This window comes from Peribacillus loiseleuriae (genome assembly GCF_001183985.1).
Classification (GTDB): Bacteria; Bacillota; Bacilli; order Bacillales; family DSM-1321; genus Peribacillus; species Peribacillus loiseleuriae.
In genome coordinates, this window is the sequence record NZ_LFZW01000001.1 from 941,404 (window position 1) to 953,417 (window position 12,014).

Here is a 12,014-nt window from a genome sequence, read left to right on the forward strand (position 1 = left end):
AGTTTAAAGCTATAAATAAGAAGGGAAGATTGTTTTGGACATTAAGCAATTGCATTATTTTGTTACGATTTCCGATCAGCTAAGCTACTCTAAAGCCGCACAAAAACTACATATTTCACAACCATCTTTAAGTAATGCTATAAAAAATTTGGAGCATGAGGTCGGCTCGCCACTGCTTGAAAGAAGTACAAGAAAAATTGAATTGACGGATGCTGGTAAAATTTTGTATGAAAAATCGATTCTGCTTCTTTCCCAAATGAACATTTTGAAAAAAGAAATGGAAGAAGTAAAGCTGACTGGCAGCGGAGAACTTATCATTGGCATGATCGAGTCAGTAAAGCATTGGATTCCAAAAGTGATCCATGACTATCAAGGTCGTTTCCCTACTATAAATATTAAGCTGATAGAAGTGCTAAGTGGAAAAGCTGTGAAAGATTCGCTGAGGAAATATCATACACATTTAATCATTACTAACCAGTATATTCGCGAAGAAGATTTTGAATCTTTCCCATTATATAATGAAAGATTAGTATTGGTGATGCACAGGAATCACCTTCTGGCACAGAAAGAATCCATTCATTTAAAAGAGTTGGAAGGAGAACCTTTCATTATTAGTAAGGAAGGATTTCAAACGAGAGAAGATATTTTAACAGCCTTTAAACTTGAACAAGCGGCTCCGAAGATAAAATTTGAAATTGAACGTTTTGAAACAGCATTATCATTAGTGAGAGAAAATCTGGGGATTACTATTATCCCCGAACATTATTTATCTGGTCCAAAGGATGATTCGATTGTCCATAAAATAATTGATTCTAAAGCATTAGAAAGGACTGTTTATTTAACGTTTATGAGAAATCGTTATTTAGCTCCGTCGGTTCGAACTTTTTTAGAAGATATTCGGCGGAACTTTGCCTGACACACTTTTCAATTTGATAAGAAATGTATACATACATAGGCATAAAAAAGGAAAGCTTAGCAAGTAGGAGGTGTAACTATGCAAAAAATCGGTGTTGAGGGATCATTAACGAATATTTCCGAAGCGTTACGTGAAAAGGGCTATGATGTTGTTGAATTAAAACAGGAATCTGACGCACAAAACGTAGACTTTTGTGTTGTGACTGGACTAGATTCAAATATGATGGGCATACAAGAGGCTTCGGCTAAGGGTTCGGTTATTGAAGCGAGCGGATTATCCGCAAATGAGGTTATTAGTGAAATTGAAAATAAAATAAATCATTTACAGTAAAAGTAAAAGTAAAAGGCTGAATCAGGCGTCGATTGATACGATGTCTTTGGTTCGGCTTTTTTATGCTTTTTGGTTATCTGACTAAAGTGATCCAAAAATCACCAGCGTTGTATAACACAGCCATTAAAAAAGGCGCTTTATCGTATGGTGAAAAGTCAAGTGTTCTTTCGTGGTTATATTTGGGACTCATAAAAAGTTCTTAGATAAAGCATTCTATTATTTGTAATGATTAAACCAAAGGAGGATTTTTATATGACTGTTATTAATCAAGTACAACAAACATTATCGGGTTTAAAAGGTATTCAAGCTAGTTTTGAAACATTTGCATTGGCAACGGATAATCAACAGGCTAAACAAATGTATCAACAAGCAGCGCAACAAACACAAACGATTGTGGATACTCTTTCGCCACGCGTTCAACAAATCATCGAAGAAGAGCCTCAATATAAACAATAACGATAAGTAGAAAAAAGGCTGTCCTAAGTTTAAGGGTCAGACCCCACAAATCTTGTGGGGTTAGACCCTTTTAGGACCACCTCTTTTTTTAGCATAAAAATCGAAGCGACAATTGTGTGGAAAGAGGCGTTTGTTGGTATGTTTAATCAGAAAAATAAGCAATTAATACCTGTTCGACAGGAGTATCGGAAGAGAATTCAGATTCAGTGGGTTGACTTAGTATGCTAAGAGGCCAGCGGACATGGGTTTTCGATCAAAGGCCGGTTATTATCTCTACAGGAACTGTCGGCGGTCCATTTGAAGCAGAAGGATTACTTACGAACGACTTTGATCTTCTTCATGGAGATTTGTGGCTGAAACAAGATTCCTATGAGAAAGCACATAAAGTACTCTTGGAAGAAGCTTGTCAAAAGGCTATGGAAAAAGCTGAACTTCAAAAAGAGCAAATCCAGTTTCTGCTCGCTGGAGATTTAATCAATCAAATTACGCCAACTAGCTTTGCAAGTAAAACGATTGGGGCACCCTATCTTGGATTATTTGGCGCGTGTTCTACCTCCATGGAAGGGCTGGCATTGGGAGCCTTCCTCGTTAATTCAAAAGGGGCCAAATATTTATTAACTGGGGCTTCCAGTCATAATTCGGCTGTTGAGAAGCAGTTTCGTTATCCAACTGAATATGGCGGACAAAAACCCCCTACTGCTCAATGGACAGTGACAGGTGCTGGAGCAGCACTATTAAGTGATTCAGGAGTTGGTCCAAGAGTTACATCAGCTACGATTGGGCGTGTGATTGATATGGGGCTTTCTGATCCCTTTAATATGGGAGGCGCAATGGCGCCAGCAGCTGTTGATACGATTGAAGCCCATTTAAAAGAACGTAATATTGATCCATCCTATTATGACCTTATTGTTACCGGAGATTTAGGTCAAATTGGCCATGAAGTTTCACTAGATTTATTAAATAACCATGGTATAAAAATCGATAACAATCTGTACCAGGATTGTGGGTTAATGATTTACCGGCAAGGACAACCAGTATTAGCAGGGGCTAGCGGTGCAGGGTGTTCAGCCACAGTTGTTTATGGCCATCTGTTGAATCGGATGAAAAAAGGTGAAATTAAACGATTGTTGGTAGTAGCAACAGGCGCATTATTATCACCTCTTAGCTTTTTGCAAAAAGAAACGATTCCTTGTATTGCCCATGCGGTGTCGATTGAGTATGAAAGTGAATAGGAACTGTGATTACATCACTATGGCTAAAAGGAAAAGGAGCATTATGTCATGACGATCGGATCAGAAGTGAAACAATGTCTAGCTAGTCTCAAAGGAATTGAAGCGAATTTATTCAGCTTAGCGATACGGACCCCAGATGACGAAGCGAAACGTGTGCTTCGCGAGACGAGGGTCATTGTGAATGGTGTAGTGGCTGACATACAAAAACGAGTTGTTGAGATGGAAGTAGAGGAAACACAATACAAAGGGTTTTAAAGTATAGTTTGTAGGAGGTGTGAAAAATTGCCAGATTGGTTAGCTGTAATTGTACGTTCCTTACTATTTATCGTTGTTCTATTTTTAGTGGCAAAATGGTTCGGGAAAAAGCAAATCTCTCAACTGTCTTTTTTTGAATACGTCATTGGGATTGCGATAGGCAGTATAGGAGCAGCGGTTGTTATTGGGCTTGAACCAAGTCTTTTTTTAGGGGTATTATCTATTCTAACTATTTCAGTGATCCCATTTTTAGCTAGTTTTATTTCGTTAAAAAGCAAATCCTTTCGTAACATTTTCGAAGGAAAAGGAACCGTTTTGATTAAAGATGGCAAGATTATGGAAGACAACTTGAAAAAGGAAAGATACACGACAGATGAGCTGTTGAAAGGTCTTCGAAAAAATCAAGTTTTTCAGGTCGCCGATGTAGAATTTGCCGTATTAGAGGCCACCGGAGATCTAAGTGTATTACTAAAGAAAGAAAATCAGCCATTGACTGCGAAGGATTTACACTTTTCTATTGCACCGATTAAAGAATCCCAGACAGTTATTATGGATGGAAAAGTACTGAATGAACCACTGTCTACTGCTGGGCGAAGTAGACTTTGGTTACAAATCGAGCTGGAAAAAATCGGCGTACTCCTTGAAAATGTATTTCTTGGACAAGTTGATACGTATGGACAATTAACCGTCGATCTATATGATGATAAACTTCAGGTGCCACCACCTCAAGAAAAACCGTTATTACTCGCAACTATGAAAAAATGCCAAGCAGACCTCGAATTATTCGCACTTGGAACAGAAAATAAAGAAGCGAAAAAGATGTATCACGTAAATAGTGAAAAATTACAAGAAGCAATTGATAAAGTGGAATATTTATTAAAAGAATAAGAAAAAAATTCACATCGTATTCTACACACAGTATATCGTGTTACGTACACGTACTTTATACTGTGTTTTGTAGTTAGGGAAGCTGACTTATTATGAAGTCAGCTTCAAATGCTTTAAAGGAATAACGGGCTACTTTGCTATTCAATAATGGAGACGATTAGGCAGCTTTAGCTAGACAAATGAGGTTCCCATGAAGAAAAGGTCAGACCCCACATTTTCTACATATCGTTTATTTAACGTGTAAATCACACATAAACGGTATGTAGAGTGTGAGATCAGACCCTTTAAGACATGTTGTTAATGCGGCAAATTATAATTTGACGTTTGAGGTGGCAGAGTAGCAGTAGCTGGTGCGAATGCATTTAGCATTTGCTGCATATCTTGTTTTGCCAGTTGTGGGACCTGATAATAATGATGTTTATTTTGATAAATGGAAATTTCATAAGCCATTTCAATGCAGTTGGGAACCGAATCTGCAAGGACCCGACGGACTACTGGATTTGTCACTTCACAAGCGGCCATTGCTTTCATGGCCGCAGATGACTTTACAGCTCCGAGCATTAATCCGGAAATGGACTCATCAGTAATTTCTGTTACAGATTGCAGCGGTTTCTTCGGTTGGGTTGGTGTTAAACCAAAGATGAAGTCGTTGCCTTGTTTCATTTTATAACTTTGTGTCGGTTTCGCTGGATTCCCACCAGTCGTAAAACAATCAACTGTAGTATTGTATTCATCTTGGATAAACTGATATTGGCGATCCAACATATCCATGAGTTCCGGATCCTTTACATGCTGGCGTAAAAGCATATATTGATTGAGTGTACCTATGGTTCCTGATAATACTTCATGAACATCGAACAGTTCATGGCCGCCATGATTCAGTTGTTGAGGTACAGCGCCCGTATGCATATTTTGGTGCATAGGTTCTTGTTGGTTTTGCATCAATTTTCAAACCTCCTCTTTGTATGAAAAAAAACGTTCGGTTGTAGTATGTGTCATCCAATAAGAGTTATTCAAAAGGAAGTCTAATTTAAAAATGAGTAAATCGCATCAAATCAATTTTTTCGTCCTATAGCATATACATAAAGTTTAGGTAATGTTACTTGGTGAGCTCTTATTGTGCAATAAAATTGTCGTAAAGGTAATGATTTCGGCTCTTTTCACACTCAATGCAGAGTAAAATCTTAGTCATTTACATGATTTAAAGTAGAAGATGTGAGACAAACTACTAACGACGAGTAAAGAATATTGTTTAGGATGTTTGGAACAATTTAAAAAGATGATCAGAAATGATCACAGTTAAACCCACTTTCTCGTCATTCTCGTGTGAAACTGTATCGTTTTGGTTCGGCTATTCTTAGCTACAAAGATAGGAGGGTTTTATTGTGAAAGTAGTGGCAATTGTAGGAAGTAATCGTAAAGAATCTTATAATAAAAAAATCGCTGATTTTATGCAAAAAAGATATACGGACAAGATTGAAATTGAAATTATGCCAATAGAAGATCTTCCTATGTACAATGAAGATAAGGAGTTAAATCCGCCGTCCGTAGTCACGGACATTAAGAAAAAAATCATTGATAGTGATGGAATCTTAATTGCAACACCAGAATACAATCATTCCATATCAGGTTTCTTGAAAAATGCAATTGACTGGTTTTCAAGAGGAGATAAAGTAATGGTGAATAAGCCAGTCATGATTGTTGGATGTTCTCCGGGTGCGCTAGGTACAGTTCGTGCTCAAATGCAACTTCGTCAAATCTTAAACTCACCTGGAGTTTCTGCATTAACTTTGCCTGGAAACGAAGTATTTATTGGAGCTGTACATGAAAAAATCGATGAATCTGGAAAGCTAGTCCATGAACCGACGATTCAATTCTTAGATACAGTAATGAATAACTTTATGGACTGGATTCAAAAAGTTAAATAATCTGAATGGTATGTGCATACATGATGAGTATAAAAATCAACAAACATAAAAGAGAGGGGATGTCCCCCCTAAGTAAAAGGTCAAGACCCTATAGCTACTACATACAGTTTTGATGAAGTGTGAGTAACACGATAAACTGTGTGGTGCTGCTGGGTCTGACCTTTTTGGACATCTTTTTTCATGAATTTTAAAAAGTTAAGTATGAGAAGAGAGTCTTCTCCTCTGAAAATTAGGATAAGCAATCCCAAATAGAATCACTGCTACACCGGTCCATTGAGAAAGGGTGACAACTTCATGCAGCACAATTGTGGACATGAGTATGGCTGTTGGTAGTTCGGAGGCACTTAGGATGGTGCCGAGGCCACTGCCTACTTTAGGCATGCCGATATTAAATAAAAGTGGAGGGACGAGTGAGCCAAAGAAACCAATGAGCAGACCGTATTTAAGCAAACCATCTGCAAATGCTCCATTTAAGAGAAACACTGGAGGAAGTAGGATGAATACGAGAAGTGTCGCTCCGGTCGTCATGATTGCGCTTTTGTAGATTGGATGAATCGTTATGCTTGCACGCCCGCTTACATAAATAAAGGTGGCGAAGGATAATGCCGAAAGTAGCCCCCAGCCAATTCCGACAAGCGAAAAGGTGAGTTCACTACTCAAAAAACCTGAGGCTAAAACGGAGCCGCAAAGGATGATTGCCGTTGCAATAATACTCTTACGGTCCGGAATTTTTTTATCAAAAATGTATTGTAAAATAATGCTAATCCAAGTGAATTGTAGCAGTAGGATAATAGCAAATGAAGCATCTACATACCCCAGTGATTTATTATATAAAAACCCAGTTAAACCCATAGGCATCCCGCTTATCAACAAAATCAACCACTGTTTAACACTCAATCTAATTTTAGGAACAAAGATTGTAATGATCCATAACATAATGGCTCCCAGCAAATACTGACTGCCCGTCAAATCACCTATTCCAAAACCGTCCCCATAGCCTAATTTAACAAATGACGAGATAACTCCGTACGAACAGCCGCCAAGAAAGACTAGTAAAGCATATTTCCATATCCCCATTAAAAAACCTCCCGTAAAACAATAAAGCCACCCATCCCTTTAATAAAGGATGGGTGGCGAAAAGTAAAGTTGTAAACTTTAAGAAAAATCCACCTGCCGCAAACTTGTAATGCAGCTTTTAGTATATCACTATTACATCCTATTATAAGTTGTAATGATGAATTGTAAAGAGGGAAATTTTATCCCGGTTTAACAGGCTGTAAATCCCCGGTCGGTTCAACTAACCATCAGTGGGGAACTACACCCCACTGATGGAAGTTTCACTATATCGATATTCCTTAAAAAGGGTGTTTACTTAAAGGAGTATTAAAAAATGAAAATCCAAAGATACTAACTCCATCCTTAGAGGGAATGGTGTTATTTTTTTGTAAAAAAGTAATTAATAATTGTCCTACTCTCTTACTCATGTTATTATTTAGACTATAGGAATCACGCTGGCGTGATTAATGTGGAATATAGTGCGGATTATGGGATTATCTTTTAAAAAAGAAAGATACTGTGTTTTCATATCCAAGCTGATTTTAGAGTCCAATATTTTAGGGAGGTTATCTTTTTTTGGAAATTTTAAATCAAATGTTTAGTACGTACGCTCTATTTTTCGACTGGCAAATGTGGGGAGAAGTGTTAACGGATCCTGTTGCTTGGGGATTAATCGGGACATTAATTATTATGGAAGGGTTACTATCAGCTGATAACGCACTTGTGCTTGCAGTCATGGTTAAACATCTTCCTGAAGAAAAACGAAAAAAAGCATTGATGTATGGTTTATTAGGTGCTTATGTTTTTAGATTCATTTTCATCGGAATCGGAGTATACTTAGTTAACTTCTGGTGGATTAAAGTATTAGGTGCACTTTATCTTGGATGGATTGCTTTCAGTCATTTCCGGAAAAAATCCGGCGAGGAAGATGAAGTAAAAGAATTCGATAAAAATACTTGGTTAGTCCGTACATTTGGAACGTTTTGGGCAACGGTCATTATGGTAGAAGGAATGGACATCGCCTTCTCGGCTGACTCAATTTTGGCAGCTTTTGCAATCTCGGATCAAGTTTGGGTCCTATTATTGGGCGGTATGATTGGGATTTTATTAATGCGTACAGTAGCTCGAGTATTCCTAACTCTAATTGATAAAATTCCTGAACTTGAAAATACGGCTTTCATTTTAATTGGTATTATTGCTCTTAAAATGCTATTAAGTGTATTTGAAATCCATATCCCACATACAGCATTTTTTGGCATCATCGTTGTGGCGTTCTTAATTACGTTTGTCATTCATAAGAGAAATGAACGTAAGGCAGCTACTTCGACTGAGAGCTAAGATAATAGTGTATGGCACCATTTAATCAATATTGAACGAGCTTAGAAGCAGAAGGTCATTCGTATCAGGGCCTTCTGCTTCTTTTTGCGTTTAGAATTTTTTCTGAAGGTTTCATATGATGTAGATACCTCCTTTCACTTCTACTTCATTTTACAGAAGTGAAAGGAGGTATCCACCAACTGTTCCTGTCACAACAATGATCCAAGGAGGTAGCTTCCAAAATGCGAGCATGCTGAATAATATGGCTGCAAAAGCAAAATCCATGGGAACGAAAATTGAACTAGTCCAGATTGGCTGATAAAATGCTGCAAGTAAGAGGCCGACGACAGCAGCATTCATCCCGAGCAAAGCGCCTTTAATATTTGGAGTGTGGCGTAATGCATCCCAAAAAGGCAAGGTACCCACAATCAGAAGAAAGGCAGGCAAGAATATCGCAATGGTTGCTAGTATCCCGCCTTGCCAGCCATTAATAAGCCCACCAAGATACGGAGCAAATGTAAATAAAGGACCCGGCATTGCTTGTGCAGCGCCATAGCCAGCAAGAAATGCTTCTTTGTCTATCCAGCCTCCAGTGACAAATTCACGTTCCAGTAATGGTAATACGACATGTCCGCCGCCGAACACTAAAGAACCTGACCTATAAAAACTATCAAACGTTGCAATCCAATTTAAAGATGAGACTTCCCTTAAGATGGGAAGGATTATAAGCAGGCTGAAAAAGAAAGTTAAACAAATGATGCCGAACCTACGAGAAACTGGAAAATATGTAGTGGGCTCATTACCCTCTTTATGTTGTTTGTATATAAAGTACCCAACTAGACCAGAAAGGAGGATGACGACAATCTGGCTGAATACAGACTGCCACATTAATGTTCCAACTAATGCAAATAAAGCAATGGCCTTTCGTTTTATGTCAGGTGTTAAATTCTGAGCCATCCCTAAAATGGCTTGGGCGACTATTGCTACAGCTACAATTTTTAAACCATGAACCCATCCGGAATTTCCTAGTTGAAAACCTTCAAGTAAGATAGAGAAGAGTATCATTACAAGAGCAGAGGGCAAAGTAAAACCAATAAACGCAAGGATTCCGCCTAATACACCTGCTCGCATGACTCCAATCCCAATTCCAACCTGGCTGCTTGCGGGTCCAGGTAAGAACTGACATAAAGCAACTAAATCCGCGTAGCTTTTCTCATCGATCCACTTTCTTCGTTCTACATATTCATTTCGAAAATACCCTAAATGGGCGGTTGGTCCGCCAAACGATGTGAGCCCAAGTCTTGTTGATATTAAGAGTACTTCTGAAAGTGTTTTAAAATGATTCAATTTCTTCCTATTCATTACCTAGCTCCTATTCATTTTATTTTAACCGCAACAGAATATCATTTTAGCTCATCATCTCTTGATATCATGTTACGTACAAGGGAAGTATTGTAATAATTTTCTAAAGATTTAGCTACACTAGAACGGGACTAACCATCAGTGGGGAAAAAACCACTGATGGAAGTTACACTATATCGAAATTAGGCGAGAATACCCCTTCCTCAAGGAACGCGAAGGGTGAAACCCAATGAGTAGGGAGGGGATGAATCGCCTTCGGACAAGGGGTGGCTTAGCCATCCCTTGTCCGACTGTTCGAGTGCTTCTTCCGTCATTTAAAAATAATCATCAAACGAGTCCTAGCTCTCTTTTTCTATCTTCTGCGCATAAATAATCAATAGAAAATCCCAAAAAACAGGAACGAATGTTTGTATTTTTGTTGATTGCTGGTAAAATTTAGATAGGGAAAAGAGGAGGTGGAATCGTATGCTAGTAAATAAATCTTATAAATTTCGTATCTACCCCAACCAGAAACAGACTAATCTCATTCATAAAACAATCGGTTGTTCGCGTTTTGTATTCAATTTTTTCCTTACCAAACAAAGAGAAAAAGATGCGTATTGGTCTATCACAGAAGAAATGAGGCAGAACGGTCAGCTTACGGCCAATAACTGGAAAGGTAACCGTTTAAATCAATACGAAACCGTTAAATCACTTCCTGAGTTAAAGAAACATTACCCTTTCTTAAAAGAAGTGGACAGCATCGCTCTGCAAAAGTCTGTTGAAAATCTCAGTGATGCTTATGATCGTTATTATATAAAACAGAACAAGCAGCCTCGTTTTAAGACAAAAAAGAACCCGCTACAGTCCTACACGACAAAACGAACGAACGGAAATATTGCTGCATTAGATAAGCATATGAAATTACCTAAACTCGGTCTTGTTCGTTATGCAAAAAGTCGTGAAGTGGAAGGGAGGATTTTAAGTGCAACGATTAGACGTACTCCGTCTGGAAAATATTTTGTTTCTCTAGCAACTGAAACGGATGTGTTAGAAATACCGAAAACGGGGTCGGCCATAGGAATCGATGTCGGGATCAAAGACTTTGCGATTCTCTCGGATGGAACGGTCTATTCCAATCCCAAATTTTTTCGCACATTAGAAGAGAAGTTAGCAAAGGCACAACGAATTCTTACTAGACGGACGATGGGTGGCTCAAATTGGAATAAACAGCGTATTAAAGTGGCTCGAATTCATGAACAAATGACACATGCACGAAAAGATTATCTCGATAAGATTTCAACCAAAATTGTCAAAAACCACGACATAATTGGGATGGAAGAATTGTCGGTGAAAAATTTGGTGCAAAATCACAATGTAGCCAAAGCCATTCATGAAGTATCTTGGTCAACTTTCAAAAGTATGGTGGCATACAAAGCAAAATGGTACGGAAAACAAGTGGTCACGGTTGCCAAAAACTTTGCCAGTAGTCAATTGTGTTCGTGTTGTGGTTATAAAAATAAAGACGTTAAAAATCTCGGTTTGCGTGAATGGGATTGCCCATCCTGTAGAACGCATCACCATAGGGATATTAACGCAGGAATCAATCTTAAAAATGAAGCAATAAGACGTTTAACCGTAGGGACTACGGAGATCGCCTAATCCATAACTGACCGATAGGTTGGTGTTCTTAGGAATCCCCTTCTTCAAACAACCGTAAGGGCGTTAAGGAGGGGTAGTTCAATTGACAAAACTGCAATATGTATCATATAATAATTTTAAATAATTGAATATTCTCCTAAAGGGGAGTAGCTTTTACAACAAAGTCGTCATTCCAGAGGATTTCTCTCGGCTTTGTTGGCAACGTAATGTTGTTAGCAAGACCTTTACCGAAGAAGGGTAAAGGTAAAACCATAGAATTTCAAACCTTTACCGTATTTTGGTAAGGGTTTTTTGTTTGATTATTTTTCAACTCTTAGTAAAGGCGAGGTGAGTTCAGTCGGTAAATTGGCTAAACAATTTCTATTTATCCTTAAGTTCTGGACGTTTCTTCCGTTTCTAAAGGACTTCTTCATTTCGCGTGAAGTTCAGCTTTATAAAAAAGTGTTGGGAATAGTATTCATGATTGGGTACGTGGTATTTCCATTTGACTTGATTCCGGATTTCCTCTCGTTCCTTGGAATAGTGGATGATCTGATGATTGCTGGAATTGTTGTGAACTGGATGGTTCTGTTGTCACCGGAAACACTTAAGAAAAAACATAGGCTAATGAGGTAACCTATTTAATTAAATGAA

Annotated in this window: 13 protein-coding genes; 10 read left to right on the forward strand and 3 right to left on the reverse strand. The window is 38.2% G+C overall.

The genetic code is table 11. The features are described from left to right. Positions 1-34 precede the first annotated feature (34 nt). The 6 genes from AC625_RS04200 to AC625_RS04225 all read left to right on the forward strand — a co-directional run bounded on the left by AC625_RS04200 (position 35) and on the right by AC625_RS04225 (position 4,077). Positions 35-916 carry a LysR family transcriptional regulator gene (locus AC625_RS04200; protein WP_049680138.1) on the forward strand — a complete coding sequence of 294 codons (882 nt, stop codon included), beginning with the start codon at positions 35-37 and terminating at the stop codon, positions 914-916. 78 nt (positions 917-994) lie between these two features. Beyond that, the gene (locus AC625_RS04205; RefSeq protein WP_049680139.1) at positions 995-1,246 is read left to right on the forward strand and encodes a YkuS family protein; all 252 of its coding nucleotides are present in this window, start codon (positions 995-997) and stop codon (positions 1,244-1,246) included. A gap of 252 nt (positions 1,247-1,498) precedes the next feature. Then, on the forward strand, positions 1,499-1,702 hold the full coding sequence (locus AC625_RS04210) for a DUF1657 domain-containing protein (RefSeq protein ID WP_049680140.1): 204 nt from the start codon (positions 1,499-1,501) through the stop codon (positions 1,700-1,702). 221 nt (positions 1,703-1,923) lie between these two features. Further along, entirely contained in the window at positions 1,924-2,934 is a 1,011-nt protein-coding gene (spoVAD, locus tag AC625_RS04215) for a stage V sporulation protein AD (RefSeq protein ID WP_049680141.1), read from the forward strand. 48 nt (positions 2,935-2,982) lie between these two features. Then, positions 2,983-3,189, forward strand: a complete 207-nt coding sequence (locus AC625_RS04220; protein WP_049680142.1) for a DUF1657 domain-containing protein — start codon at positions 2,983-2,985, stop codon at positions 3,187-3,189. Positions 3,190-3,216: 27 nt separating this feature from the next. Further along, the gene (locus tag AC625_RS04225; protein WP_049680143.1) at positions 3,217-4,077 is read left to right on the forward strand and encodes a DUF421 domain-containing protein; all 861 of its coding nucleotides are present in this window, start codon (positions 3,217-3,219) and stop codon (positions 4,075-4,077) included. Between the two features lie 297 nt (positions 4,078-4,374). Here the strand turns inward: AC625_RS04225 and AC625_RS04230 are convergent, their stop codons facing one another. Then, positions 4,375-5,019, reverse strand: a complete 645-nt coding sequence (locus AC625_RS04230) for a spore coat protein (RefSeq protein WP_049680144.1) — start codon at positions 5,017-5,019, stop codon at positions 4,375-4,377. Between the two features lie 443 nt (positions 5,020-5,462). Here AC625_RS04230 and AC625_RS04235 point away from each other — a divergent pair, with 443 nt between their 5' ends. Next, positions 5,463-6,005 (forward strand): NADPH-dependent FMN reductase, encoded by a 543-nt coding sequence (locus tag AC625_RS04235; RefSeq protein WP_049680145.1) that lies wholly within the window; start codon positions 5,463-5,465, stop codon positions 6,003-6,005. A 195-nt stretch (positions 6,006-6,200) separates the two neighbouring features. Here AC625_RS04235 and AC625_RS04240 read toward each other — a convergent pair whose 3' ends face one another. Continuing rightward, positions 6,201-7,082 carry an EamA family transporter gene (locus AC625_RS04240; protein ID WP_049680146.1) on the reverse strand — a complete coding sequence of 294 codons (882 nt, stop codon included), beginning with the start codon at positions 7,080-7,082 and terminating at the stop codon, positions 6,201-6,203. Positions 7,083-7,637: 555 nt separating this feature from the next. On the opposite strand from AC625_RS04240, the gene AC625_RS04245 reads away from it, so the two are divergent. Continuing rightward, positions 7,638-8,399, forward strand: coding sequence for a TerC family protein (locus tag AC625_RS04245; RefSeq protein WP_049680147.1), 762 nt, complete (start codon positions 7,638-7,640; stop codon positions 8,397-8,399). Between the two features lie 150 nt (positions 8,400-8,549). On the opposite strand, the gene AC625_RS04250 is transcribed toward AC625_RS04245, so the two are convergent. Next, a complete protein-coding gene (locus AC625_RS04250) occupies positions 8,550-9,740 on the reverse strand; it encodes a chromate transporter (protein ID WP_049680148.1) in 1,191 nt (396 codons plus the stop codon). A 465-nt stretch (positions 9,741-10,205) separates the two neighbouring features. Between AC625_RS04250 and tnpB the strand changes: the two genes are divergently transcribed. Together tnpB and AC625_RS27585 are read left to right on the forward strand one after the other, a co-directional pair. After that, the gene (gene tnpB, locus AC625_RS04255; RefSeq protein ID WP_049680149.1) at positions 10,206-11,381 is read left to right on the forward strand and encodes an IS200/IS605 family element RNA-guided endonuclease TnpB; all 1,176 of its coding nucleotides are present in this window, start codon (positions 10,206-10,208) and stop codon (positions 11,379-11,381) included. Between the two features lie 441 nt (positions 11,382-11,822). Beyond that, positions 11,823-11,996 (forward strand): YkvA family protein, encoded by a 174-nt coding sequence (locus tag AC625_RS27585; RefSeq protein ID WP_281177263.1) that lies wholly within the window; start codon positions 11,823-11,825, stop codon positions 11,994-11,996. Positions 11,997-12,014: the final 18 nt, after the last annotated feature.

Excerpts from the sequence above, each read along its gene's own strand:
- spoVAD (WP_049680141.1), top strand. The coding sequence starts at position 1,924 with ATGCTAAGAGGCCAGCGGACATGGGTTTTCGATCAAAGGCCGGTTATT.
- AC625_RS04240 (WP_049680146.1), bottom strand. The coding sequence starts at position 7,082 with ATGGGGATATGGAAATATGCTTTACTAGTCTTTCTTGGCGGCTGTTCG.
- AC625_RS04250 (WP_049680148.1), bottom strand. The coding sequence starts at position 9,740 with ATGAATAGGAAGAAATTGAATCATTTTAAAACACTTTCAGAAGTACTC.
- AC625_RS04220 (WP_049680142.1), top strand. The coding sequence starts at position 2,983 with ATGACGATCGGATCAGAAGTGAAACAATGTCTAGCTAGTCTCAAAGGA.
- AC625_RS04230 (WP_049680144.1), bottom strand. The coding sequence starts at position 5,019 with ATGCAAAACCAACAAGAACCTATGCACCAAAATATGCATACGGGCGCT.
- tnpB (WP_049680149.1), top strand. The coding sequence starts at position 10,206 with ATGCTAGTAAATAAATCTTATAAATTTCGTATCTACCCCAACCAGAAA.
- AC625_RS04205 (WP_049680139.1), top strand. The coding sequence starts at position 995 with ATGCAAAAAATCGGTGTTGAGGGATCATTAACGAATATTTCCGAAGCG.
- AC625_RS04210 (WP_049680140.1), top strand. The coding sequence starts at position 1,499 with ATGACTGTTATTAATCAAGTACAACAAACATTATCGGGTTTAAAAGGT.